The following is a 23,194-nucleotide window of genomic DNA, read 5'->3' on the forward strand; positions in this document are numbered from 1 at the left end:
GGGGTGGGTAGGGTGCGGGCGTGGACGGGCTGGAAGGGCGGCAACTGGGCGCCATCCGTGAGGTCGTCGAGGTGGCCGGAGCGGCCGGGATCGACGTCTGGCTGCGCGGCGGCTGGGCGATGGACTTCCACCTCGGAGCGGTGAGCCGCCCCCACGTCGATGTCGACTGGTACTGCTGGCGGCGGGACGCCGACCTGCTGGCCGACCGGCTCGGCGCGCTCAGCTGGCGGCCCGACCCCCGAATGCCGGCAACGCTCCAGCTCGACCTGGTCCGGGACGACGTCGAGCTGAGCTTCGCGTACCTCGACCGGGACACGGCGGGCCGGGTCGTCGTGGGCGCCGGACCGTGGGCGGGCACCGTCCTGCCCGAGGGCATGCTGAGCGCCCCACCCGGCCGGATCGGTCCGCTCGCGGCCCCGGTGATCAGCGTCGCCGCGCAGATCGAGTTCAAGGAGATGTTCCCGGTCTGGATGCCAGAGCGGCCCCGCCGTGCCAAGGACGCCGCCGACCTGGCCCGGCTCCGGGCATCGGCGTGCGACCACCCGACCGGCTGACCGGGCGGGGTCACAGGCGATCGCGAGGCACAATTCAGTTCATGCGCCGTCGTCCCGTCGCCCTGCTCACCGCCGCCGTCCTCGGCGCCGCCCTCGCCGGCTGCTCGGAGCAGCCCGCCGCCCCGGCCGGGCGGCCCGCTCCGGACACCGCACCGACAAGCGTCACACCGACCCCGCGCGTACCCGCCGGCAAGGCGCCCACGGAGAGCTTCGCGGTCGGCGTACGCCAGGTGAAGCTCAACCGGGACGGCAACCGGCCGTTGCCGGTGACGCTCTGGTACCCGGCGGCGGGCGCGGCCGGTGGCGCAGTCGAGCGCTCCGCCCCGGCAGCGGCCGGGCGGTTCCCGGTGGTGCTGTTCAGCCACGGGCTGACCGCCCGGCCGGAGGACTACCAGGTGCTGCTCACGCGCTGGGCGGCGGCCGGTTTCGTGGTCGCCGCGCCACGTTTCCCGCACACCTCTCGGGGCACCGACGGCAACGCGCTGGACGTGCTGAACCAGCCGGCCGACGTGTCGTACGTGCTGACCCGGGTGCTCGCGCTCGGCGAGAAGGCGGGCGATCCGCTGCGTGGCCGGCTGGACCCGGAGCGGGTGGCCGCGACCGGGCACAGCGCCGGTGGCGTGACCACTATCGGCCTGTTCACCGCGGGCCGGGACGCGCGGCTGGACGCGGGCATCGTCTTCGCCGGCACCGCGCTCGGCGTGGGCACCGCGTTCGCCGGCACCGTCGCGCCGCAGTTGTACGTGCACGGTGAGGCCGACGAGGTGGTGTCGTACGCCGCGGGCAAGGCCGTCTTCGACGCGGTGCCGTGGCCGAAGGCGATGCTCAGCCTGCCGAAGGGCGACCACGGCCGGGCGCTGCTCGGCGACGGCAAGGCGCTGGGCGTGGTCGCGGACACCACGATCGAGTTCCTCCGCTGGACGCTCTACGGCGACCCGGCGGCGAAGGAGCGCCTCCCCGCCGCCGCGGCCCGAGGCGGTGTGGCCACGCTCGACGACCGGCTGTAAGGAAGGGCCCCTTATTAACGCCTCCGGTAGAGAAGGGGCCCCTTCTTAACACGCCGCGCCGCGCGCCGCCAGCGCCGAGCGCCGCCAGCGCCGAGCACCACCCGCGCCGCGCGCCTCAGGCGGTGTGGTCGACGACCACCTTGCCGAAGACGTCGCCGGACTGCAGCCGGGCGAACGCCTCGGTGATCTCGCTGAACGGCACCACCCGGTCGACCACCGGCCGCACCTCGTGCTCGGCGCAGAACGCGAGCAGTTCGGTCAGCTCGTCGGGGGTGCCCATCGAGGTGCCGAGGATCTCCAGCTGCATGGCGAAGACCCGGCGCAGGTTGACCTTCGGCTCGTGGCCGGAGGTGGCGCCGGAGACCACGATCCGGGCCATCGGCGCGGCCGACTTCAGCGAGTGGTCGAACGTGGCCGCGCCGACCGTCTCGATCACCACGTCGACCCGTTCCGGCAGCCGCGCGCCGGGCTCCAGCGCGGTCGCGCCCAGCTCGGCGATCCGCTCCCGCTTGCCGGCGTCGCGGCTGGTCGCGTACACCCGCTTGCCGAGCGCGACGCCGAGCGCGACAGCCGCGGTGGCCACGCCACCGCCGGCGCCCTGGACCAGCACCGACTCGCCGTCGGCGACCCGGCCCTTGGTGGTCAGCATCCGCCAGGCGGTGAGCCAGGCCGTGGGCAGGCACGCCGCGTCGGTGGCCGACAGGCCGTCGGGCAGCGGCAGGAGGTTCATCCGGGGTACGGCGACCAGCTCGGCGAACGTGCCCTGGTAGTGCTCGGAGAGGATGGAGACCCCGCGCGGGTCGCCCGGGGTGGGCACCACCGGGTAGATGACGACCTCGTTGCCGTCCGGGTCGGTGCCGACCGCGTCGCAGCCGAGGATCATCGGGAGCTGGTCGGCGGTCAGGCCCACGCCACGCAGCGACCAGAGGTCGTGGTGGTTGAGCGAGCTGGCCCGGACCCGCACGGTGACCCAGTCGTCCTGCGGGTGGGTCGGCTCGGGACGGTCGCCGACGGCGAGCGCGGCGAGCGGGTTGTCGGTGTCGAAGGCCGAGGCGAAGGCAGCACGCATGATCGGCACGGTAACAAGCTGAGCAGCAGTTAAGAAGGGGCCCTTCCTCTACCGGAGGCGTTAAGAAGGGCCCCTTCCTTACATCTCAGCGGCGGGCGACGCCGTCGCGGCGGGCGGCTTCGGCGACCGCCTCGGCCACCGCCGGCGCGACCCGGGGGTCCAGCGGCGAGGGCACGATCGCGTCGGCGGTGAGCGACTCGGCCACCACGTTCGCGATGGCGTCGGCGGCGGCCACCTTCATCGAGTCGGTGATCCGGGTGGCGCCGGCGTCCAGCGCGCCCCGGAACACGCCGGGGAACGCGAGCACGTTGTTGATCTGGTTCGGGTAGTCGCTGCGCCCGGTGGCGACCACTGCCACGTGCCGGGCGGCCACCTCGGGGTGCACCTCCGGGGTGGGGTTGGCCAGCGCGAACACGATGCCGCCGGGGGCCATGCCGGCCACCGCCGCCTCGGGGATCTGGCCGCCGGAGACGCCGATGAGCACGTCCGCGCCGCGCAGCGCCTCGGTGATGTCGCCCTGGCGGCCCTCGGCGTTTGTGAGTTCGGCCAGCTCGGCCTTGGTGCCGGTCAGCTCGCGGTGCCGGCCGATGATGCCGCGCGAGTCGCACACCACCACCCCGGCCGGGTCGACGCCGCCGGCGATCAGCATCTTGGTCACCGCGACACCGGCCGCGCCCGCGCCGCTGACGGCCACCCGCAGGTCGCCGAGCTTGCGGTTGAGCAGCGTGGCGGCGTTGCGCAGCGCGGCGAGCACCACGATCGCGGTGCCGTGCTGGTCGTCGTGGAAGACCGGGATGTCCAGCGCCTCGTCGAGCCGCCGCTCCACCTCGAAGCAGCGCGGCGCGCTGATGTCCTCCAGGTTGATCCCGCCGAACGACGGCGCGAGCGCCTTGACCGTCGCGACGATCTCGTCCACGTCCTGCGTGTCCAGGCAGACCGGCACCGCGTCGACGCCGGCGAACTGCTTGAACAGCACCGCCTTGCCCTCCATCACGGGCAGCGCGGCGCGCGGGCCGATGTTGCCCAGACCGAGTACGGCGGAGCCGTCGGTGACGACCGCGACGGTGTGCGACACCCAGGTGTAGGTGTCGGCGAGCGCGGGGTCGGCGGCGATCGCCTCGCACACCCGGGCAACCCCCGGGGTGTACGCGAGGGAGAGGTCCTCGCGGCTGGTCAGCGGGACGGTGGAGGCGACTGCCATCTTGCCGCCGACGTGCAGGCGGAAGACGGGATCGGCGGGGTCCGGGGTGGACGAAGACATGGTGACTCCAGGATCTGTCGAGCAGACGGACCGGCCGGCGTGGTCAGCGGTGGTCAGCGACCGGCGGCGCGGCGGTGCGGGGGTCACCCGGGCACTTTCCGAGCATAGTCACGCTTCGGCAGCCAGTATGTGAGCGGGGTCATATCCGCTCCGGTCGTTACCGGCCCCTGACCAGTCCCGGACGCGGCCACCAGCGGGCCACCACCCGGCCGCGGACGTCGGCCACCCCGTACGCGCGGGAGTCGTCGGCGACGAACTCGTTGTCGCCGCGCAACCACCAGCCGCCGTCGCGCGGTTCCACCGCCCGCTTGACGACGAGCAGGTCGGGACGGCTGCGGAAGACCGCGACGACCACGTCACCGGGGCGCACCGCCCGGCCGCCGGTGCGGACCAGCACCGCGTCGCCGTGCCGCAGCGTGGGGGACATGGAGGGGCCGGTCACCAGCACCGGCGTCAGCGGGCCGCGCAGCGCCGGAGGTTCGCCGGTGGGCGCCATGTCACCTCCCAGCCCCCGAGGGCGTCTCCAGGAGTAATGTCGTCTTGGATCATCGCAAACAACCCATGGAGGACCCTGATGCGCCTTCCCCGCATCCTCACGCCCCGGGTGACGGCCAGCGCTCACTGCGACCTGCCCTGCGGCGTATACGACCCGGCCCAGGCCCGGATCGAGGCCGAGTCGGTCAAAATGATCTGTGAGAAGTACCAGGCCAACACCGACCCGGAGTTCCGCACCCGCGCCATCCTGATCAAGGAGCAGCGGGCGGAGCTGGTCAAGCACCACCTGTGGGTGCTCTGGACCGACTACTTCAAGCCGCCGCACTTCGAGAAGTACCCGCACCTGCACCAGCTGTTCAACGAGGCCACCAAGCTGGCCGGCGCGGCCGGCGCCAAGGGCGCGACCGACCCGGCCAAGGCGGACGAGCTGCTGGCGAAGATCGACGAGATCTCGAAGATCTTCTGGGAGACCAAGCAGGCGTGACGTCGCCCGACGGCACTCCGACGATCCGGCCGGTACGTCCTGGGGACGTACCGGCCGTCGTCGCCATGGTGCACGAACTCGCCGAGTATGAGCGCGCCCCGGAGCAGTGCCACCTCACCGCCGAGCAGCTGGAGGCGGCCTTGTTCGGGTCGGCGCCGGCGCTCTTCGGTCACGTGGCCGTCGACGCGGCGGACCAGCCGGTCGGTTTCGCGCTCTGGTTCCTCAACTTCTCCACCTGGGCCGGCGTGCACGGCATCTACCTGGAGGACCTGTACGTCCGCCCGTCCGCCCGGGGCACCGGCGCGGGCCGGATGCTGCTGGCCACCCTCGCCGCGATCTGCGTCGAGCGCGGCTACCAGCGGCTGGAGTGGTGGATGATCAACTGGAACCCGGCAGCCCGCTTCTACGCCGCGATCGGCGCCACGCCGATGGACGAGTGGACCCCGTACCGCCTGGCCGGGCCCGCGTTGCGCGAGCTCGCCACGCACGCGACGGCCGCGCCCACGCGGTCGGCCCCCTGACCGGGTAGAGTCCCGCACCGGGGGGAGGAGCCGTGACTCAACTGACCGGGCACCCGACGACTGACGACGACGTCGTCCACCTCACCGTGCCCGCCGACGGTGGTTACCTCGGCGTGCTCCGTACCGCCACGGCCGGCCTCGCGGCCCGGCTGCAGTTCGCCCTCGACGAGATCGAGGACCTGCGCATCGCCGTCGACGAGGCGTGCGCCATGCTGCTCGCCATCGCCACCCGCGACGCCGAGCTGGAGTGCCGGTTCGCGGTCACCGAGGACGCGCTCACCGTCGAGGTCACGGTGCCGACGGTCCGGGGCGCGACGCTGCCGTCGGAGTCGTCGTTCGCCTGGAAGGTGCTCACCGCGCTGACCACCGGGGCGAACGCCCACGCGACCGACGGCCGGGCCACCATCTCCCTGCTGACCCGCCGCGCCGGCTTCTGACCGGGTCGGGGTCACCGCCCCGGCGGCCGTCCGGCGTTCAGCGGGCCGGGTCGCCGAAGCCGAGCGCGCGGTTGGTCGGGCCGCTCACCAGCAACCCGACCATGCCGATGCCGAACGCCATGAGCGGCAGGCCGAGCCAGCCCATGCCGCCCTCGATCATGAACCAGCCGACCGGCAGCAGCATGAGCTGAAGCACGATCGCGGGCGCGCGTGCGCCGGCGCGACGGCGGGACAACGCGCCGCCGAGCGCCCAGAGCGCCACCGCGCCGCCGATCGCGAACGCGGTCACCCACAGCGCCGAGACCAGGTCTGTCGTCTCAGCGGTGAGGTCGGACCAGATGAGCCACACCGCGATCAGCCCGAGCGCCACCGCCTCCGCGCGTAGCAGGAGCACCGCGGCGCGCAGCGTGCCGGGGACCGGGTCGGAGTCGATCGTCACGGGCGCCACGATACCGGTGGGTAGTCGCGGTACAGTGCCGCCCATGCGGGCCGTCCTGGTGGTCAATCCGAAGGCCACCACCACCAGCGAGCGCAGCCGGGACGTGCTGGTCCGGGCGTTGCGCAGTGAAGTCGACCTGTCGGTGCGCTACACGCGCCGGCGGGGCCATGCCATGGACCTGGCCCGGGAGGCCGCCCAGGAGGGCGTCGACCTGGTGGTCACGCTCGGTGGCGACGGCACCGTCAACGAGGTGGTAAACGGCCTGATGGCGGCGGAGCCGCCGACGTTCCGGACCGGGCAGACCTCGGCCGAGCGGCTGCCCGCGCTGGCCACCGTGCCCGGCGGCTCGACGAACGTCTTCGCCCGCGCGCTCGGGCTGCCCCGGGAATGGCCGGACGGCACCAGCATGATCCTGGAGGGACTGCGGCTGGGCCGGTCCCGCACGATCGGGCTGGGCCGGGCCGACGACCGCTACTTCACGTTCTGCGCCGGCTTCGGGCTGGACGCGGCGGTCATCCGCCGGGTGGAACAGTCCCGCAAGAAGGGGCGCGTCTCCACGCCGGCGCTCTACTTCCGGTCCACCGCGAGCCAGTACTTCGTCGGCTCGGACCGCCGCCACCCGTCGATCACGCTGGAGCGTCCGGGTGAGGCGCCGGACACGGAGCTGGCCACGGCGATCATCCAGAACACCGCGCCGTGGACGTATCTGGGCGACCGGGAGATCAACCCGAACCCGGAAGCCTCGTTCGATCTCGGGCTCGACGTGCTCGCGCTGCGGCGGCTGCGGGTGGCCAGCACGGCCCGTACGGCGGCGCAGTTCTTCTCCCGGAAGCCGGACCCGCACGGCAAGCAGGTGCTGCGCCTGCACGACCTGGCGGAGTTCACCCTGCGCTCGGAGCGCCCACTGCCGTTCCAGATGGACGGGGACTACCTCGGCGAGCGGGAGAAAGTCCGATTCACCTCCGTGCCGGCGGCACTGAGAGTAATCTGCTAGGTCTCGGGTACTCCAGTCGGTTGACGCGGATCCCCCCGCCGCGCGGGCGCGGTGGCCGCCACGCCGAGGAAGGGTGCCGGAAATGTCAGCAACGTCACGCAGACCGTACTACATTGATTATCGACTGTGGCACGCCGGGTAACCAGGACCCTGGTAAACCCGGACAAATGGGTGGTGAGCCCGCTCACTGTTCGGAGTTTTTCCGAGCGGCACCCTTGACATCGCTGTAGTTCGTGAAAGTATTCACAAGCGAACTCGTGTTGCCGGGACATTGCCTGGATATGCTCGTTCGGTTGAGCTGTTCCAGCAGGTCCAGGCACCCCACAGCCTGCTCACGCTGCGCCGAATTGATGGATGCTGACCGTCACCCTTCGGCAATGCGGACGCAAATAGGAATAGCAACGAAGCGTTTACTGGCCACCCACTAAGAATGAGGAGTGTTGCCGCCATGGACTGGCGCCACGATTCGGTCTGCCGCGACGAGGACCCGGAGCTGTTCTTCCCCATCGGGACGTCCGGCCCGGCCCTCCTTCAGGTGGAGCAGGCGAAGGCCGTCTGCCGGCGCTGCCCCGTGACCGACCAGTGCCTGCAGTGGGCGCTGGAGTCCGGTCAGGACGCCGGCGTCTGGGGCGGGATGAGCGAGGAGGAGCGCCGCGCGGTGAAGCGCCGCGGCGGTCTCCGGGTGCTGCGCGCTCACTCCGCCTGACCCGTACCACACGACAACGCCCCGGCCGGGATTCCGGCCGGGGCGTTGCGTTGTCCTCACCCGTCAGGCCGCAACCGTGTCCACGCGCCGCCGGACCAGATCCGCCAACTCCGGCAGGTCGTTCAGCGGCTCCGCCACCGCCACCGCGCCCGCCGACCGGGCCGCCGCGCGTACCCCGTCGTGGAACCGGCCCGGCGCCAGGAAGTAGGCCGCCACCGCGACCCGGCGGGCCCCCGCCGCGCGCAGTCGCGCCACCGCGCCGCCGACCTCCGGCGGCGCCGCCGACGCGTACGACACGCGGCACGGCACGCCCAGCCCGGCGCCGAACGCCGCGGCGACCCGGCCCACCGAGGCACGAGCGGCCGGATCCCGGGTACCGGCCGCCGCCAGCACCACCGCGTCCAGCCCGCCCGGCCCGTCGCCGGTCGCCTCCGCCAGGCGGCGGCGCAGCCCGTCCAGCAACCCGCCGTCCACGCCGGAGCCGGCCGGGCCCAGCACGTCGGTCACCCGTACCTCGATCTCGGCGCCGGCCGCCGCGACCGCCGCCGGGATGTCGACCTTCCGGTGGTACGCGGCGGTCAGCAGCAGCGGCACCAGAACCGCCCGGGAGTGGCCGGCGGCGGCAAGCCCGCGCAGCACCTCGGCCGGGCCGGGATCGGTGTGGTCCAGCCAGCTCGGCAGCACCGCACGACCGGGCCAGGTGTCCGCCACGGCCCGGGCCAGCGCCCGGGTCGCCTCCGCCGCCCGAGGGTCACGGCTCCCGTGCGCCACCAGCACCACGGGCGGCCCGGCCCTCAGGTGTGCAGGCCGCACTCGGTCTTCTCGAACATCGCCCAGCGACCGGACCGCGGGTCCTCCCCCGCCTTCGTCCGCCGGGTGCACGGCCAGCAGCCGATCGAGCCGTAGCCACGGGCGAACAACTCGTTGACCGGGATGTCGTACCGGGCCACGTACGCGTCCACCTCCCGCTGCGTCCACGCCGCGATCGGGTTCACCTTGACCTTGCCGCGCCGCGCGTCGAAGCCCACCACCGGCGTGTTCGCCCGGGTCGGCGACTCGTCCCGGCGCAGTCCGGCGGCCCACGCGTCGTACCCGGACAGCGCCCGCTCCAGCGGCTCCACCTTGCGCAGCTGGCAGCAGTCGTCCGGGGACCTGTTGAACAGCCGCGGACCGTACTGGCCGTCCTGCTGGCCCACGGTCATCCGCGGCCGGATCGAGCGCACCCGCACCGGCATCCGGCGGGCCACCTCGTCACGCACCCGCAGCGTCTCCGGGAAGTGCAGCCCGGTGTCCAGGAACACCACGTCGACGCCGGGCGCGACCCGGGAGACCAGGTGCGCCACCACCCCGTCGGCCATCGAGCTGGTCACGCAGAACCGCTCGCCGAACGTCTCGGCCGCCCACCGGGCGATCTCGATCGCCGGAGCGTCCGCCAGCTCCCGGCCGGCCTCCTCGGCCAGCGCGCGCAACTCCTCCGGGTCCCGGCGGGCCGGCCCGGCCTCGCCGATCAGGCCGAGGCCGGCGGCGGAGACGAGGCCGCTCACCGGGTCACCGCCCGGCTCAGCAGACCGGTGAACTTGACCGCGAAGACCCGCGCGCAGGCGTGGCACTCCCAGGCGCCGTGTCCGGCCTCGTGCGGTCGCAGGTCCTCCTCCCCGCAGTACGGGCAGTAGAGAGGCGCAGATCGGGCATCGCTCATCGGAGCTCCTCCTCGTCGGCTCTGATCACCCAGTTGGCGAACGTCTCACCCTCGGTCCGGCCGGCCAGGTAGCGGCGGGCGAGCCGTTCCACGTACTCCGGAAGCTCCTCGGCGGTGGTCTTCAGGCCGCGCAGCTTGCGGCCGAAACCGGCGGTCTGGCCCTGGGCCATGCCGAGGCCGCCGCCGAGGTGCACCTGGAAACCCTCGACCTGCCGGCCGTCCGGGCCGACCACGAGCTGGCCCTTGAGCCCGATGTCCGCGACCTGGGTGCGGGCGCAGGCGTTCGGGCAGCCGTTGAGGTGGATGGAGATGTCCGCGTCGAAGTCGCGCAGCCGCTCCTCCAGGCGCGCGACCAGTTCCTCGCCGCGCCGCTTGGTCTCGACAATGGCGAGCTTGCAGAACTCGATGCCGGTGCAGGCCATCGTGCCGCGCCGCCACGCCGACGGCCGGGCCTCCAGGCCGATCCCGCGCAGCGCCGTGACCAGCTCCTCGGTCCGCTCCGGCGCCACGTCCAGCACCAGCAGCTTCTGGTACGGGGTGAGCCGCACCCGGCCGCTGCCGTGCGCCTCGACCACGTCGGCGAGCTGCGCCAGCTGGGTGCCGGAGACCCGGCCCACCACCGGGGCCGCGCCGACGTAGTTCGCGCCGTCACGCTGGGCGTGCACACCGATGTGGTCCACCGGCTTCGCCGGCAGTTCCGCGGCCGGACCGTCCAGCAGCGTGCGGCCCAGGTACTCCTTCTCCAGCACCTCCCGGAACCGCTCCACGCCCCAGTCGGCGACCAGGAACTTCAGCCGGGCCCGGTTACGCAGCCGGCGGTAGCCGTAGTCGCGGAAGATGCCGACCACACCGGCCCACACGTCCGGCACCTCGTTCAGCGGCACCCAGACGCCGAGCCGCTTGGCGAGCATCGGGTTGGTGGAGAGCCCGCCGCCCACCCACACGTCGAAGCCGGGACCGTGCTCCGGGTGCTCCACGCCGAGGAACGCGATGTCGTTCGCCTCGTACGGGGTGTCGACCAGCCAGGAGATCGAGGTCTTGAACTTGCGGGGCAGGTTGGAGTACGCCTTGTCGCCGACGTACCGGCGGACGATCTCGTCGATCGCCGGAGTCGGGTCGAGCACCTCGTCCCGGGCCACCCCGGCGACCGGGCTGCCCAGCACGATCCGGGGGCAGTCGCCGCACGCCTCGGTGGTCTGCAGGCCGACCGCCTCCAGCCGGCGCCAGATCTCCGGCATGTCCTCGACCCGGATCCAGTGGTACTGGATGTTCTGCCGGTCGGTGATGTCGGCGGTGTCCCGGGCGAACTCGCGGGAGATGTCCGCGATCACGCGGAGCTGGGCCAGGTTGAGCTGGCCGCCGTCCACCCGGACGCGGAGCATGAAGAACTCGTCTTCCAGCTCGTGCGGCTCCAGGACTGCGGTACGCCCGCCGTCGATGCCGGCCTTGCGCTGGGTGTAGAGGCCCCACCAGCGGAACCGGCCGCGCAGGTCCTGCGGGTCGATCGAGGCGAAACCGCGATGGGCGTAGATGTTCTCGATCCGGTCCCGCACGTTCAGCGGGTCGTCGTCCTTCTTGATCCGCTCGTTGGGGTTGAGCGGCTCTTTGTGCCCGAGCGCCCACTGGCCCTCGCCGCGTGGCCGGCGGGGCGCACGGGCGGCGGGCGCCGGGGAGTCGGGACGGGTCGGGGTGCTGCTGACCGCCATCGCGGCGTCCTCCATTGCTTGCTGCGGTGCCTGCGAGCGCGGACGCGGCGGCCGGCCCGGGAGTGGGCCGTGGACGGCGATGTCGATGACGGCCGGCGCGAGTGCGCGCCCGAGACGGAAGGGTCGGGCGTCGTCAGTGGGCCGGACAGATCGCGCTGCGCACGCGGCCGTAATCGACGTGGCGGCGAGCCACGAAGCGGCGGACGACAGCGGCGGTCATGTGCCTCATGCTGCCACACCACGCCCGGCCGGACCACAGCTCCGCACTGTGATCCCACATCACGGGCCCCAACCGGGATCGACTCCCATCCCTGTCCCCCGCCCTCCCTCCCCGCCCTCTCCCGTTGATCAAGGAGTTGACGTCCCCCAACCCGCCACATCAGGCCGCAATCTCCTTGGTCGACACCGCCGGCCCCCGTCCACCCCCGTCACCGCACCGTTGATCATGAAGTTGGCGGGGGCAAAAGGGACGGTGAGTGCCGTCAACCTCATGATCGACGGGGCGGGGGCCGGGGTGGGGCCGGGCGGGGTGGGGTGGGCCGGGTGGGTGGGAAATGGGGGAGCTGGGGGGTGAGCGGGAGCGGGCGTGTGACGCTGCGGGGGTGAGGAGGTTCGGGCCCGCGTCTGTTCGCGCCCTTCCCGGCTGGGCGGTGTGGGTGACGCCGGGGCTGCTCACGCTCGTGGTGACGCTGGCCGGGATCGGGCACGCCCAGCCGTGGCGGGACGAGCTGGCCACCTGGAGCGCGGCCACCCGCCCGCTATCCGACCTGACCCGGATGACCCGCACCATCGACGCCGCCACCGGGCCGTACTACCTGCTCATGCACGGCTGGACGGCGATTGCCGGCACGTCGCCGACGGCGCTGCGACTGCCCTCCGCGCTCGCCATGGCCGTGGCCGCCGCGCTCACCGCCCGCCTCGGCGCGGTGCTGGTCGGCCGTCGCGCCGGGCTGCTGGCCGGACTGCTGTTCGCGGTCCTGCCGGTCACCTCGAGGTACGGGCAGGAGGCCCGCCCGTACGCCCTAGCCACGCTGCTCGCCGTGCTGGCCACGCTGCTGCTGGTCGAGGCGCTGCGCCGGCCGACCTGGCGACGCTGGGCCGGGTACGCCGCTGCGGTCGCCGCGCTCGGCCTGCTCCACCTGGTCGCGCTCACCCTGCTCGCCGCGCACGCCGTGGTGGTGCTGCTGACCGCCGCACATGGCCCTGCGGGGGTCGTCGATCCGCCCGGCCAGTCCCGAGCCCAGATGCCCGACGCGAGCCGGCCACGCCGCAGACACCTGTGGCGTTCCACCCAGCCACGAGATCGAGCGCGAGTGGAACACCACGGGTGTCACGACGCCCCGCAGACACCCACGGCGTTCCACTCAGCCACGAGATCGAACGCCGGTGGAACGCCACGGGTGTCACCGCATCCCGGGAGCAGGGAGCATGGCACGGACGCGCCGGAAGCGGAACCGCAGAACGTGACCGGCGAGGCTCGGGAGGCGCTGGCCGGGTGGCTGCTGGCGCTGGTGCCGGCCGTCGTGCTCGTCACCCCACTGGCACTCGTCGCCCGGGGGCAGCGCGGTCGACAGCTCGACTGGGTCGACCCGGCGCGCCTGCCCGACCTGGCGGCGCTGCCGGGTGCGCTGGCGCAGAGCGGCGTCGTCGGCGGTTTCGTGCTCGCGCTCGCGGCGCTCGGCGTGGCCCGGCTGGGTCGCCGGGCGCTGCTGCCGGCCGCCGCCGTGCTGCTGCCGGTGCTGCTGATGTTCGCCGCCGGAACGATGGTGCCGCTCTGGGTGACCCGCTACCTGGTCTTCACCGTGCCGTTCGCCTGCGTACTGGCCGGCGCCGCGCTGGCTGCCGCGCGGGTCACTCCCGCACCGGCCCGAACGCCGGCAACAGCAACGCCCGCTGAAGCAACGCCCGCTGAAGCAACGCCCGCTGAACCAGCGCCCTCTGAAGCAACGCCCGCTGAACCAGCGCGCACGGCGACACCCGCCGCAGCCGGCCGCACTGCCGCGCCCGTGGAAGCAGAGCAAGGGCCGACGTCGCCGCGCGGACGGGTCGCGGCGGGAATCGCGGTGGTGGTCCTGGCCGGGCTGCTCGGGTTGCCCGATCAGGTGGCGCTGCGCCGCACCCACGAGTGGCCGCGCAGCGCACCCGTCGACTACGCGGGCGCGGCCGGGATCATCCGCGCCGGGCAGCGGCCGGGCGACGCGATCGTCTACTCGCCCCGGGACGGCTGGCTGTTCCCGGATCTCGGCATGGCGTACCACCTGGGGTCGAGGCTGCCACGCGACGTGCTGGTGGTCCGCGACCAGCGTCAGGACGCGAGCCTCTGGGCCGTGGAGTGCGACGACCCGGCGCGGTGCCTGGCCGGGGTGGACCGGGTGTGGCTGGTGGTCACCGGCCGGCGCGCGGACCCGTTGGCGGCGGTGCCGGGTGCGAAGGGCGACGCGCTGCGCGCGGGCTACACGGTGCGGCAGGTGTGGCCGCGTCCGGGGATCACAGTGGCCCTGCTCGTCCGGTGAGGCGGTCGGTGGTGCCGCGGGCCAGCGGTACGACGATGGCCGCCTCGGTGCCGCCGTCGGCGCCGTTACGCAGCTCGATGGTGCCGCGCAGCTCGCCGGTGACCAGCGCCCGGACGATCTGCAGGCCCAGGTTGCCGCCGCGCTCGGCGTCGAACTGCTCGGGCAGCCCCCGGCCGTTGTCGGTCACCGTGACGTGCAGTTGCTTGCGCGCCCGGTGCGCGGAGACCACAACCTCGGGCCGGGGCGCGGAAACCCCCGCCTCCGGCCGGGGCACGTCCACAGGAGGAGCGGCCGCCTCCTCCTCGGCCGACGGGAAACCGTGCTCGACGGCGTTGAGCAGCAGCTCGTTGAGCACCATCACCAGCGAGGTGGCGATCTCGGCGGGCAGGACGCCGAACGTGCCGCGGCGGCGCATGCCGACACTCACCTCGGTGGCGGCGACCTCGGTGGCGGCGCTGGCCACCCGGTCCACGATGCCGTCGAACTCGACCGCCTCGTCGCTGGACATGGAGAGCGTCTCGTGCACCAGCGCGATCGAGGCGACCCGGCGTACCGATTCCTCCAGCGCGACCCGGGCCTCGGGCATGGAGACCCGCCGGGCCTGCAGGCGCAGCAGCGCGGCGACGGTCTGGAGGTTGTTCTTCACCCGGTGGTGGATCTCCCGGATGGTGGCGTCCTTGGTGATCAGGGCGCGGTCGCGGCGGCGTACCTCGGTGATGTCGCGGACCAGCACCAGCGCGCCGATCGGCACTCCGGCGGGCATCAGCGGCAGCGCCCGGGTGAGCATGGTCGCGCCGCGGGCGTCGATCTCCCGCCGGGGCGGCGCCTCGCCGCGCAGCGCGGCGAGCACGGCGTTGCCCGCGTCGGTGCCTTCGAGGGGGTCGCCGGCGAGCCGGCGGTGCAGCTTGGCCAGGTCCTCGCCGACCAGGTGGGAGGCATAGCCGAGGCGGCGGTACGCGGACTGCGCGTTCGGGCTGGCGTAGGTGACCTTGCCGTTGGCGTCGAGCCGCACCAGGCCGTCGCCGACCCGGGGCGCCGAGGTGGTCTCGCCGGGGTGCCGGGGCGGCGGGAACGTGCCGTCGGCGATCATCTGGGCCAGGTCGTCGGCGGTGGTCAGGTAGTTCAGTTCGAGCTGGCTCGGGGTGCGCGCGGTGGACAGGTTGGTGTCCCGGCCCACCACGGCGATCACCTCGCCGGCTTCACCGTCGCCGGTGCGCAGCCGGACCGGGATCGCCTCGTGGCGGGCCGGGACGTCGCCGTACCAGACCGGGTCGCCCTCGCGCCAGATCCGTCCCTGCCGGTAGGCCACCTCCAGGTGGGCCACCTCGGCCCCGCCGACGATCCGCCCGACCTGGTCGTCCAGGTAGGCGGTCGGGGCGGTGGTGGGACGGACCTGGGCCACGCAGAGGAACGTGCCGTCGCCGTCCACCGGCACCCAGAGCAGCAGGTCGGCGAAGGACAGGTCGGACAGCAGCTGCCAGTCGCCGGCGATCCGGTGCAGGTGGTCGATGTCGGCCGGGCGGAGCGCGGTGTGCTCCTCGGCGAGGTCACGGAGGGTGGACACGCCACACAGCGTGCCACGCCGGGCCTCACATCGTCGCCGTGACCTTCTTCAAGCCGCGCGGCGCGTCCGGGTCCTCGCCCCGGGCCAGCGCCAGGGCCAGCGCGAGCCGTTGCAGCGGCAGGATGTCGAGCAGCGGCGCGTACCGCTCGTCGACCTCGGGCACCGCCATCCGGGTCTCGCCGACCTCGGCGGAGCCGACCACCACCACGTCGGCGCGGCGCTCGCCGAGGCGGGGCAGCACTTCGCGCATCGACGTGCCGCCGGGGCCGGAGCCGACCACGGCGAGCACCGGTACGTCCGGATCGGTCATGGCGAGCGGGCCGTGCAGCAGGTCGGCGCCGGAGAAGGCGAGCGCCGGCAGGTACGAGGTCTCCATCAGCTTCAGCGCCGCCTCGCGCGCGGTCGGGTACGCGTACCCCCGGCCGGTGGTGACGAGCTGGGCGGCGAACCGGTAGCGCGGCGCGAGCCGGGCCGGGGTGTCGTCGGCGAGCGTCTGCGCGGCCAGCTCGGGCAGCCGGCTCAGCGCGGCGCGCTCCTCGGCGGGCAGCACGCCGTCGCCGGCGCGTACCCCCTCGATCAGCATGAGCAGCGCGAGCAGTTCGGCGGTGTAGGTCTTGGTGGCGGCGACCGCCCGCTCGTGGCCGGCGGCGATGTCCACGCTCAGCTCGGCGGTCTCGACCAGCGGCGAGCCGGGGTTGTTGGTGACGGCCAGGGTGAGCGCGCCGGAGGCGCGGGCGACCCGCAGCACCTCGGCGAGGTCGGGCGAGCCGCCGCTCTGGCTGACGCCGACGACGAGCGCGTCGGAGAGGTCGGGCCGGGCGCCGAAGACGGTGATCGCGCTGGGCGAGGCCAGCCCGGCGGGCAGTCCGAGGCGGATCTCGGTCAGGTAGGCCGCGTAGAGCGCGGCGTGGTCGGAGGTGCCCCGCGCGGTGAACACCACGTGCCGGGGGCGCCGCTGCGCGACGACGGCCGCGACCTCGGCGATCGCCGCGGCGTGCTCGGCGGAGAGCAGACGCTCGTAACCGGCCGGCTGCTCGTCGATGTCGGCGGCCATACCGGCCCCTGCTCGCGTCACTCCAGACCTCCTTCTGCGCGTTTCTCGCGCGTTCGATGCTCAGTCTTGCACGTTTCAGCAGCCTCAATCAACGCAACGAGCAGGAGTGCGCAGTGGATCACTAATTGACGGAAGATCCCCTAGGCTTGCCCGGCTGACCGACCCCGACCGGCGGAAGGACGACGTGCCCGAGGACGACGCCGCGCTCTCGGCGGAGGAGGAACTCGCGCTGGCCCGGCTGGCGCTGGGCGAGGGCGACCTGCGGCACGCCGCCGACCACATCGCCGCCGCGCTGGTTTGCTCCCCCACGCTGCCCGAGGCGCACGAAGCGCTCGCCCGGCTGGACGCGGCCAGCGGCGGCGACCTGGACCTCTTCCCGCTCGGTCAGCAGGCGTTCGTCGGCGCCGTGGTGGCCCGCGCGCACCTGCTCGCCGCCGCCGGCCGGCCCGCCGAAGGGCTCGACCTGCTGGCCGCCGCCACCGGCTACGCGCCCGCCGCGCCGTGGGCCGCCGTGCCCTGGGTGACTGCCACCGACCTGCCGGAACGCCTCGACCCCGAACGCACCGCCCGGATCCTCATGCAGGTCTGCGCGGCGGCGCCCGACCCCGCGCCGCGCCGGCTGCGCGAGCCGCTGGCGCCGTACCTCACGCTGGCCCGCAACGCGATCACCGTGCATCCGGCCCACCCGCTGCTGCTGGGCGCGGCGTCCGCGCTGGCCCGGCGCCTCGGCGAGGTCACCCTCGCCGTCACCTGGGCCACCCGGGGGGTACGCGCACAGCCCACCAAACTCGGCGAGGTGTGGCTCGGGTACGCGTACCGCAGCGCCGGCCGCACCGGCGAGGCGCTGGCGGCGCTGGAACGGGCTGTCGCGCTCGACCCCGACGACCTCGCCGTCTACGCGGACATCGCCGGCACGCTCGCCGACAACGGCCGGCTCGACGCGGCGCTGGGCTGGATCGACCGGGCGCTGGCGAAGGACCCCACCTTCGACTGTGCCGTGCACACCGCGCACCGGCTGCGCTACCTGCGCGACGGCGACGTGGACCACCTGGTGGCGCTCGCCGATTTCGTCCGGGAACATCCGGACGACACGCACGAGCACGGCGACCTCGCCGAATGCTGCCGGGGGCGGCCCTGGCTGGGTCAGGTCACACCGGCAGACGACGATTTCCCGTCCCCCGACGGGCCCGCCCCCTCGGCAGCCGCGGTACGCCGCCTCCAGCACCTGGCGCACCCGGCGTGGGCGCACCCCCCGGCCGCGTACGACGCCGCCGTCGGGCTGGCCACACTGGACCTCGCCGACCTGCTCGCACTGCTGGCGCACCCGCCGGAGGCACCCGCCACCGCGCTGGGCCGCGTGCTCGGCGGGCAGGACCCGGCACTGTGGAGACGCTGCGCGCAGGTCTGGGCCTGCCTCGGCCTGCTGCACCACCGCACCGACGAGCCGTGGGAGTCGTCGACCCGGCGGCGGGTGCTGCACGAACTGGCCACCGATCCCGGCCCGGCCGCCGAGGCGGCGCTGTTCGCCCTGGTCACCGCCGCCTGGGTGGACCCGGCCACCCGCGCCGACGTGGCCGCCGTGGTGGCCGGGCGGCTCACCGAGGTGGCATCCGGCGCCGCCCGGCGTACCCCGGTGGCGGTGTCGCTCGCCTATCTGGCGCGGGCGACCCCGGCCCTCGACCCGGCCGCCCGCGCCACCGCCGACTCGCTCATCGCCGGCGCCGGCGGAGGCCCGCTGCGCCGCCTCTGGCGACGCCTCACCGCCCTGTTCCGCAGAGGCTGAGCGCCGGGACCGTTCCGGGGCCCCATTTCCGGCCGGCTCCCCGGCCCCCACCACCCAGCCGAGCGCCGCCACTTCGCCGAGGTGGCGCGATCAACTCCCCTCCGACCCCACCACTCCCCCGATGTGGCGGGCAGCGGGCGGAAGGCACCGGGTGCCTCGCTGGAGTGGATACGCGGCGGCCCCGCGTACCCCCGGGGTGGGGGCGCGGGGCTGCGGCGGGTGAGTCAGGCGACGGGGGCCTTGCCGAGCGCGGCCTCGGCCTCGTCCTCCGGCGTGGGGCCGGCCGGCCGCACGTCGTTCGTCGCGCGCAGCGGCACCTCCTTGATGAACCAGGCGAGCACCGGCACGGCCACGGTGAAGAGGACCGCCCAGAAGAAGACGTGCGAGATGGCGTCGGCGAGGCCGCCGAGCACCGCCTCGCGCATCGGGCCGGTGAGCTTCTTGAGGGCTTCCAGGTTCATCGCGCCGCCCTCGCCGCCACCCGAGCCCGCGAACGCGGGGCCGGCCGCCGAGTCGGCGAGACGGTTGGCGAAGATCGCGCCGAAGAGGGAGACGCCGAACGAGCCGCCGATGGACCGGAAGAACGTGGCGGCGCCGCTGGCGGCGCCGAGGTCCTTCTGCTCGACGCTGTTCTGCGCGATCAGCATCGAGGTCTGCATCAGGAAGCCCATGCCGACGCCGAGCACGACCATGTAGAGCGAGGACTGCGCCTTGCTGGTGTCCACGTCGAGCAGGCTGAGCAGGCCCATCCCGGCGGCCATCACGACGCCGCCGACGATCGGGAAGGCCCGGTAGCGGCCGGTCTTGGTGATCGTCCGGCCGACCACGAGCGAGACCACGAGCATGCCGAACATGAGCGGGAGCAGCAGCAGGCCGCTGTTGGTGGCCGAGGCGCCCTGGACGGTCTGCTGGTAGAGCGGCAGGAAGTTCATCGCCCCGAACATGGCGAAGCCGAGCAGGAACCCGATCACCGAGATCAGCGCGAAGTTGCGGTTGGCGAACAGGCTCAGCGGCAGGATCGGCTCGGGCGCGCGCCGCTCGACGAGAGCGAACACGCCGAGCGCGGCCACCGCCAGCACGGCGAGGCCGAGGATCTGCGGCGAGGCCCAGTCGTACTGGTTGCCGCCCCAGGTGGTGACCAGCACGATCGCGGTGATGCCCACGGACAGCAGCGCCGCGCCCAGCCAGTCGATCTTGTGCTCGGTGCGGTACTTCGGCAGGTGCATGGTGGTGGCCAGGACCAGCAGCGCCACGCCGCCCAGCGGCAGGTTGACGTAGAACGCCCACCGCCAGGAGAGGTTGTCGGTGATGAAGCCGCCGACCAGCGGCCCCGCGACCATGGCGATGGCCATGATGCCGGCGATCATGCCCTGGTAGCGGCCCCGCTCGCGGGGCGGCACCAGGTCACCGATGATCGCCATGACGCCGACCATCAGGCCACCGGCGCCGAGGCCCTGCACGGCGCGGAACGCGATCAGCTCGATCATGCCGCTGTCGGCGCCGCCGAAGACTCCGGAGCCGGACATGCCGCACAGCGCCGAGCCGACCAGGAACACGACGACGGCGGTGAGGAAGACGGCCTTGCGTCCGTAGAGGTCGCCGAGTTTGCCCCAGATCGGCGTGGAGACAGTAGTGCCCAGCACGTACGCGGTGACCACCCAGGTGAAGTGGTCGGCGCCCCCGAACTCGAAGACGATCCGCGGCAGCGCGGTGCTGACGATCATGTTGTCGAGCATCGCGAGCATCATCGCGATCATCAGGCCGAACAGGACGACGCGGATGTTCGGTCTCGCGACGACCGGGGCTTGTTGACTCATCGGTAGGCTCCCCCGCAGATCATGTGATCAACTTACTTGCCGCCCGGCTAGTTTGCTTACTAGCCGGACGGTAAGCTGATGACGGTCGGACGTCAAGCGGATTGGAAGGAAGTCGGCTGGTGAGGGAGACCACAGGAGGCACACGGCAGCGCATCCAGGCCGTCGCCTTGGAACTCTTCACCGAGCAGGGCTACGAGAAGACGTCACTGCGGGAGATCGCCGAGCGGCTCGGCGTCACGAAGGCGGCGCTCTACTACCACTTCAAGAGCAAGGACGAGATCGTCACCAGCTTCGTCGACGACCGGCTGCGCCGGATGGACGAGCTGATCGCCTGGGCCGCCGACCAGCCACCCACCCTGGCGACCCGGCGCGCCCTGCTCGGGCGGTACGCCGACAGCATGTTCGCCGGCGACCTGCCCCAGGTGATGCGCTTCTTCGAGCAGAACCAGACGGTGCTCAAGAGCCTGGTCGCCGGCCAGCAGATGCGGGACCGGATGATGCGGCTGGCCCACGAGCTGTGCCGGGGTGACGACTCGCCGGCCGCCCAGCTGCGCGCCACGCTGACGCTGTTCGCGGTGCACACCAGCTGGTTCGCGGTCCGCGCGCCCGGCATCACCGACGACGAGCGGAAGCGGATCGCGCTCGAGGTGGCCGACGAGCTGCTCGCCAAGATCGGCGAGACCGGCCAGGGCTGAGCCGGTTCAGCCCGCCGCGGTCAGGTCCAGCCGCAGACCGAGCAGGTCGATGCCGGGCAGCGGCGACCAGTCCTTCTCCGGCAGCCGGACGAACCCGAGCCGCTCGTAGAGGCGGTGCGCGTTCGCCGCCATCCCGGCGCGTACGCAGATCACCACCGCCGTGCAGCCCAGCTCCGTCGCGCGCGTCACGCACGCGGCCGCGAGCGCGGCGCCGGCGCCCCGGCCCTGCGCGGCCGGATCCACCGCGAGCATCCGGAACTCCGCCTCGCCCGGGCCGGCGAGTTCGGCGTACGGGGTGCCGGGCAGCACGAACGTCACCGCGCCGAGCACCTGGCCGGTGGTGTCGTCGACGGCCACCAGCACCTCGCCGGTCTGGGCGCGGGTGGCCACGTCGGCGAGCACCGGCGCGTACCCGCTCTCGTCCTTGAGCTGGCCGTCCGCCTCGTACGCGGCCACAGTCAGCCGCGCCACGGCCGGGAAGTCCGCCGGCTCAGCGCGGCGCACCAGCAAGGCGGTCAACCGATCTCCGCGATCAGGTCGCCGTCCTGCACCACGTCTCCCTCGTTGACGGCGAGGCGCTGCACCACGCCGTCGGACTCGGCGACCACCGGGATCTCCATCTTCATCGACTCCAGGATGACGAGCGTGTCGCCCTCGGACACGGTGTCGCCGGCCGACACCACGACCTTCCAGACGTTCGCCACCATCTCGGCGCGGATCTCCTCGGCCATCTTCCGGCCCTCCCTCTCCCCGACGACTCCCCGACAGTCCTGCGAACGGTATCCAATCATGACGCCGGTCACGCCGGCCCGCGCACCACCGGGCACGCGATGCGCCCCACCGCGCTCCGGCGGGCTGCGTCGGCACTAGCATCGTGCGGGTCGGCCACCGGCGAGCCGGGGAGCCACACCGCGACCTCCGCCGCGGCCAGCCGCGGACGGAACCGTGACCAGCACAAGGAGGCAGAGCATGGCGAAGAAGGCCCGCAAGAAGAAGGCCCGGAAGAAGAGCAGCGCCAACCACGGCAAGCGCCCCAACTCCTGATCATCGGGAGCAGCGCGGCACCTGCCGGAAACGCGTGACGGCCCGGGTCCGATCATTCGGACCCGGGCCGTTCCGTCGCTTGTTCAGTCGGCCAGTTCGCGGGACTCGGTGGTCTCGAAGACCACCAGCTCGGTCAGCCGCAGACGCAGCCGCTCACGCAGCTTCTCCGGCGCCGAGTCGTTGCCGCAGCACCGGGCCACGAGCGCCTTGACCTCCTGCTCGATGCCGTACTCGCGCAGGCACGGCCCGCACTCGTCCAGGTGGTGCCGGATCAGCAGCCGGCGCTCCTCGCCGCACTCCAGGTCGAGGTAGAGGTAGACCTCGGCGAGCACCTCGCGGCAGTCCGTCTCGTGCGGTTGTCCACAGCTCACGGTCACACCTCCCGGCTGGCGGCGGCGGTCGAACCCTTCTTCGACGAGGCGGCGCTGAAACCGCGCTCCGCCGCGTACTGCTCGAGCAGCTTCCGCAGATTACGTCGGCCACGGTGCAGACGGGACATCACGGTGCCGATCGGCGTGCCCATGATGTCGGCGACCTCCTTGTAGGAGAAGCCCTCGACGTCGGTCAGGTAGACGGCCAGGCGGAACTCCTCCGGCAACTGCTGGAGGGCCTCCTTGACGTCGCTGTCCGGGAGCCGGTCGAGCGCCTCCGTCTCGGCCGAGCGCAGGCCGCTGGAGGTGTGCGACTCGGCCTCGGCGAGCTGCCAGTCGGTGATCTCCTCGGTCGGCGCCTGAATGGGCTGCCGCTGCCGCTTACGGTAGGTGTTGATGTAGGTGTTGGTCAGGATCCGGTAGAGCCAGGCCTTCAGGTTCGTGCCCTGCTCGAACTGGTGGAAGGCGGCGTACGCCTTCAGGTACGTCTCCTGAACCAGGTCCTCCGCGTCGGCCGGGTTGCGGGTCATCCGCAGACCGGCGGCGTAGAGCTGGTCGACGAAGGGCATAGCGTCCCGCTCGAAGCGGGCCCTGCGCTCGTCCGTCTTCTCGGTGGTCAACCGCACATCCCCTCGCGTCGGATGCTTTCCCGCTGAGGATACGCGTACCCACTTTCCGGCAGATTCACTTCCGGAGTCTGTGCCGGTGCTCACGACCGACGCCGCGGGCCACTCCGGCGCGTCGAGCAGCCGCCTGAGCTGCCGCTCGTCCCGTTCGTCCCGTTCCCGGCTCCGTGTCTGTATCGGCACCGGTCACCCCCCTCGCGCTGGCACTGTCGTCGTCCACAGGGAGGTAACGCGAGGTACGGGGTGCGGCATTCCACCGGTCCCACCCGATCCTGGCCCCGGCGGCGGCCGCGACCGCCGCTGGGACCAGGAAGGGCCTGGGAGGGTGGCCCCGGCGCACCCGAACCGGGCGGCC

26 protein-coding genes are annotated in these 23,194 nt (G+C 73.1%); 11 read left to right on the top strand and 15 right to left on the bottom strand.

Annotated elements, in window-relative coordinates; translation table 11 throughout:
• Nucleotides 1–20 precede the first annotated feature (20 nt).
• Both HA073_RS22030 and HA073_RS22035 read left to right on the top strand, forming a co-directional pair.
• Nucleotides 21–554, top strand: coding sequence for a nucleotidyltransferase domain-containing protein (locus HA073_RS22030; RefSeq protein WP_043328535.1), 534 nt, complete (start codon nt 21–23; stop codon nt 552–554).
• A 41-nt stretch (nt 555–595) separates the two neighbouring features.
• Nucleotides 596–1,561: a chlorophyllase gene (locus HA073_RS22035; RefSeq protein WP_064447876.1), complete on the top strand. Its 966-nt coding sequence runs from the start codon at nt 596–598 to the stop codon at nt 1,559–1,561.
• Nucleotides 1,562–1,676: 115 nt separating this feature from the next.
• Here HA073_RS22035 and HA073_RS22040 read toward each other — a convergent pair whose 3' ends face one another.
• The 3 genes from HA073_RS22040 to HA073_RS22050 all read right to left on the bottom strand — a co-directional run bounded on the left by HA073_RS22040 (nt 1,677) and on the right by HA073_RS22050 (nt 4,387).
• A complete protein-coding gene (locus HA073_RS22040) occupies nt 1,677–2,630 on the bottom strand; it encodes a zinc-binding dehydrogenase (protein WP_166457195.1) in 954 nt (317 codons plus the stop codon).
• A gap of 85 nt (nt 2,631–2,715) precedes the next feature.
• Nucleotides 2,716–3,891 (bottom strand): NADP-dependent malic enzyme, encoded by a 1,176-nt coding sequence (locus tag HA073_RS22045; protein ID WP_043328531.1) that lies wholly within the window; start codon nt 3,889–3,891, stop codon nt 2,716–2,718.
• A 157-nt stretch (nt 3,892–4,048) separates the two neighbouring features.
• Nucleotides 4,049–4,387, bottom strand: coding sequence for a S24 family peptidase (locus tag HA073_RS22050; protein WP_043328529.1), 339 nt, complete (start codon nt 4,385–4,387; stop codon nt 4,049–4,051).
• Between the two features lie 78 nt (nt 4,388–4,465).
• Between HA073_RS22050 and sodN the strand changes: the two genes are divergently transcribed.
• From sodN to HA073_RS22065, 3 genes are read left to right on the top strand one after another with little or no spacing between them, the layout of a single operon-like run.
• Nucleotides 4,466–4,870: a superoxide dismutase, Ni gene (gene sodN, locus HA073_RS22055; RefSeq protein ID WP_043328527.1), complete on the top strand. Its 405-nt coding sequence runs from the start codon at nt 4,466–4,468 to the stop codon at nt 4,868–4,870.
• Entirely contained in the window at nt 4,867–5,391 is a 525-nt protein-coding gene (locus HA073_RS22060; RefSeq protein WP_166457196.1) for a GNAT family N-acetyltransferase, read from the top strand. The genes sodN and HA073_RS22060 overlap by 4 nt, the downstream gene beginning before the upstream one ends.
• Before the next feature lie 32 nt (nt 5,392–5,423).
• Nucleotides 5,424–5,828 (top strand): ATP-binding protein, encoded by a 405-nt coding sequence (locus tag HA073_RS22065; RefSeq protein ID WP_166457197.1) that lies wholly within the window; start codon nt 5,424–5,426, stop codon nt 5,826–5,828.
• A gap of 37 nt (nt 5,829–5,865) precedes the next feature.
• On the opposite strand, the gene HA073_RS22070 is transcribed toward HA073_RS22065, so the two are convergent.
• Nucleotides 5,866–6,267, bottom strand: coding sequence for a hypothetical protein (locus HA073_RS22070; protein WP_064447880.1), 402 nt, complete (start codon nt 6,265–6,267; stop codon nt 5,866–5,868).
• A gap of 43 nt (nt 6,268–6,310) precedes the next feature.
• Between HA073_RS22070 and HA073_RS22075 the strand changes: the two genes are divergently transcribed.
• On the top strand, nt 6,311–7,261 hold the full coding sequence (locus tag HA073_RS22075) for a diacylglycerol kinase family protein (RefSeq protein WP_030503232.1): 951 nt from the start codon (nt 6,311–6,313) through the stop codon (nt 7,259–7,261).
• A 448-nt stretch (nt 7,262–7,709) separates the two neighbouring features.
• Entirely contained in the window at nt 7,710–7,967 is a 258-nt protein-coding gene (locus HA073_RS22080; protein ID WP_013288358.1) for a WhiB family transcriptional regulator, read from the top strand.
• A gap of 63 nt (nt 7,968–8,030) precedes the next feature.
• Here HA073_RS22080 and HA073_RS22085 read toward each other — a convergent pair whose 3' ends face one another.
• Genes HA073_RS22085 through HA073_RS22100 form a run of 4 tightly spaced genes read right to left on the bottom strand, consistent with a single transcriptional unit; the run spans nt 8,031 to nt 11,372 of the window.
• Complete coding sequence (locus HA073_RS22085) at nt 8,031–8,780, bottom strand: sirohydrochlorin chelatase (protein ID WP_181373784.1); 750 nt, start codon at nt 8,778–8,780, stop codon at nt 8,031–8,033.
• On the bottom strand, nt 8,762–9,511 hold the full coding sequence (locus HA073_RS22090; RefSeq protein ID WP_043328516.1) for a phosphoadenylyl-sulfate reductase: 750 nt from the start codon (nt 9,509–9,511) through the stop codon (nt 8,762–8,764). Before HA073_RS22090 ends, HA073_RS22085 begins: the two co-directional genes overlap by 19 nt.
• Nucleotides 9,508–9,666, bottom strand: coding sequence for a hypothetical protein (locus HA073_RS22095; RefSeq protein ID WP_013288361.1), 159 nt, complete (start codon nt 9,664–9,666; stop codon nt 9,508–9,510). Before HA073_RS22095 ends, HA073_RS22090 begins: the two co-directional genes overlap by 4 nt.
• Nucleotides 9,663–11,372 carry a nitrite/sulfite reductase gene (locus HA073_RS22100; RefSeq protein ID WP_043330952.1) on the bottom strand — a complete coding sequence of 570 codons (1,710 nt, stop codon included), beginning with the start codon at nt 11,370–11,372 and terminating at the stop codon, nt 9,663–9,665. The genes HA073_RS22095 and HA073_RS22100 overlap by 4 nt, the downstream gene beginning before the upstream one ends.
• A gap of 554 nt (nt 11,373–11,926) precedes the next feature.
• On the opposite strand from HA073_RS22100, the gene HA073_RS22105 reads away from it, so the two are divergent.
• Nucleotides 11,927–13,885, top strand: coding sequence for a glycosyltransferase family 39 protein (locus HA073_RS22105; protein WP_166457198.1), 1,959 nt, complete (start codon nt 11,927–11,929; stop codon nt 13,883–13,885).
• Here the strand turns inward: HA073_RS22105 and HA073_RS22110 are convergent.
• Together HA073_RS22110 and HA073_RS22115 are read right to left on the bottom strand one after the other, a co-directional pair.
• Nucleotides 13,860–15,449: a PAS domain-containing sensor histidine kinase gene (locus HA073_RS22110; RefSeq protein ID WP_064447882.1), complete on the bottom strand. Its 1,590-nt coding sequence runs from the start codon at nt 15,447–15,449 to the stop codon at nt 13,860–13,862. The two genes, HA073_RS22105 and HA073_RS22110, sit on opposite strands and share 26 nt — an antisense overlap.
• Nucleotides 15,450–15,474: 25 nt before the next feature.
• The gene (locus tag HA073_RS22115; protein WP_069087353.1) at nt 15,475–16,503 is read right to left on the bottom strand and encodes an SIS domain-containing protein; all 1,029 of its coding nucleotides are present in this window, start codon (nt 16,501–16,503) and stop codon (nt 15,475–15,477) included.
• A 184-nt stretch (nt 16,504–16,687) separates the two neighbouring features.
• On the opposite strand from HA073_RS22115, the gene HA073_RS22120 reads away from it, so the two are divergent.
• Complete coding sequence (locus tag HA073_RS22120) at nt 16,688–18,286, top strand: tetratricopeptide repeat protein (protein ID WP_166457199.1); 1,599 nt, start codon at nt 16,688–16,690, stop codon at nt 18,284–18,286.
• A 224-nt stretch (nt 18,287–18,510) separates the two neighbouring features.
• Here the strand turns inward: HA073_RS22120 and HA073_RS22125 are convergent, their stop codons facing one another.
• On the bottom strand, nt 18,511–20,103 hold the full coding sequence (locus HA073_RS22125) for an MDR family MFS transporter (RefSeq protein WP_064447883.1): 1,593 nt from the start codon (nt 20,101–20,103) through the stop codon (nt 18,511–18,513).
• Nucleotides 20,104–20,222: 119 nt separating this feature from the next.
• Between HA073_RS22125 and HA073_RS22130 the strand changes: the two genes are divergently transcribed.
• On the top strand, nt 20,223–20,798 hold the full coding sequence (locus tag HA073_RS22130; RefSeq protein ID WP_064447884.1) for a TetR/AcrR family transcriptional regulator: 576 nt from the start codon (nt 20,223–20,225) through the stop codon (nt 20,796–20,798).
• A 6-nt stretch (nt 20,799–20,804) separates the two neighbouring features.
• Here the strand turns inward: HA073_RS22130 and HA073_RS22135 are convergent, their stop codons facing one another.
• Nucleotides 20,805–21,317, bottom strand: coding sequence for a GNAT family N-acetyltransferase (locus HA073_RS22135; protein ID WP_064447885.1), 513 nt, complete (start codon nt 21,315–21,317; stop codon nt 20,805–20,807).
• Nucleotides 21,314–21,529, bottom strand: coding sequence for a biotin/lipoyl-binding carrier protein (locus HA073_RS22140; protein ID WP_043328500.1), 216 nt, complete (start codon nt 21,527–21,529; stop codon nt 21,314–21,316). Before HA073_RS22140 ends, HA073_RS22135 begins: the two co-directional genes overlap by 4 nt.
• A 238-nt stretch (nt 21,530–21,767) precedes the next feature.
• Between HA073_RS22140 and HA073_RS31280 the strand changes: the two genes are divergently transcribed.
• Nucleotides 21,768–21,842, top strand: coding sequence for a 50S ribosomal protein bL37 (locus tag HA073_RS31280; RefSeq protein ID WP_369752275.1), 75 nt, complete (start codon nt 21,768–21,770; stop codon nt 21,840–21,842).
• An 83-nt stretch (nt 21,843–21,925) separates the two neighbouring features.
• On the opposite strand, the gene rsrA is transcribed toward HA073_RS31280, so the two are convergent.
• Together rsrA and HA073_RS22150 are read right to left on the bottom strand one after the other, a co-directional pair.
• Entirely contained in the window at nt 21,926–22,213 is a 288-nt protein-coding gene (gene rsrA, locus HA073_RS22145; protein ID WP_043330951.1) for a mycothiol system anti-sigma-R factor, read from the bottom strand.
• Between the two features lie 2 nt (nt 22,214–22,215).
• Nucleotides 22,216–23,022, bottom strand: coding sequence for a sigma-70 family RNA polymerase sigma factor (locus HA073_RS22150; RefSeq protein WP_043328498.1), 807 nt, complete (start codon nt 23,020–23,022; stop codon nt 22,216–22,218).
• Between the last annotated feature and the right edge of the window lie 172 nt (nt 23,023–23,194).

Origin of the sequence: Micromonospora sp. CMU55-4 (assembly GCF_011602315.1) — a bacterium.
Classification (GTDB): Bacteria; Actinomycetota; Actinomycetes; order Mycobacteriales; family Micromonosporaceae; genus Micromonospora; species Micromonospora chalcea.

What these genes read in the sequence shown, in the direction of transcription:
- HA073_RS22100 (WP_043330952.1), bottom strand. Translation starts at nt 11,372, where the DNA reads ATGGCGGTCAGCAGCACCCCGACCCGTCCCGACTCCCCGGCGCCCGCC.
- sodN (WP_043328527.1), top strand. Translation starts at nt 4,466, where the DNA reads ATGCGCCTTCCCCGCATCCTCACGCCCCGGGTGACGGCCAGCGCTCAC.
- HA073_RS22050 (WP_043328529.1), bottom strand. Translation starts at nt 4,387, where the DNA reads ATGGCGCCCACCGGCGAACCTCCGGCGCTGCGCGGCCCGCTGACGCCG.
- HA073_RS22095 (WP_013288361.1), bottom strand. Translation starts at nt 9,666, where the DNA reads ATGAGCGATGCCCGATCTGCGCCTCTCTACTGCCCGTACTGCGGGGAG.
- HA073_RS22115 (WP_069087353.1), bottom strand. Translation starts at nt 16,503, where the DNA reads ATGGCCGCCGACATCGACGAGCAGCCGGCCGGTTACGAGCGTCTGCTC.
- HA073_RS22140 (WP_043328500.1), bottom strand. Translation starts at nt 21,529, where the DNA reads ATGGCCGAGGAGATCCGCGCCGAGATGGTGGCGAACGTCTGGAAGGTC.
- HA073_RS22105 (WP_166457198.1), top strand. Translation starts at nt 11,927, where the DNA reads ATGGGGGAGCTGGGGGGTGAGCGGGAGCGGGCGTGTGACGCTGCGGGG.
- HA073_RS22125 (WP_064447883.1), bottom strand. Translation starts at nt 20,103, where the DNA reads ATGAGTCAACAAGCCCCGGTCGTCGCGAGACCGAACATCCGCGTCGTC.
- HA073_RS22040 (WP_166457195.1), bottom strand. Translation starts at nt 2,630, where the DNA reads ATGCGTGCTGCCTTCGCCTCGGCCTTCGACACCGACAACCCGCTCGCC.
- HA073_RS22075 (WP_030503232.1), top strand. Translation starts at nt 6,311, where the DNA reads ATGCGGGCCGTCCTGGTGGTCAATCCGAAGGCCACCACCACCAGCGAG.
- HA073_RS22035 (WP_064447876.1), top strand. Translation starts at nt 596, where the DNA reads ATGCGCCGTCGTCCCGTCGCCCTGCTCACCGCCGCCGTCCTCGGCGCC.
- HA073_RS22045 (WP_043328531.1), bottom strand. Translation starts at nt 3,891, where the DNA reads ATGTCTTCGTCCACCCCGGACCCCGCCGATCCCGTCTTCCGCCTGCAC.
- HA073_RS22080 (WP_013288358.1), top strand. Translation starts at nt 7,710, where the DNA reads ATGGACTGGCGCCACGATTCGGTCTGCCGCGACGAGGACCCGGAGCTG.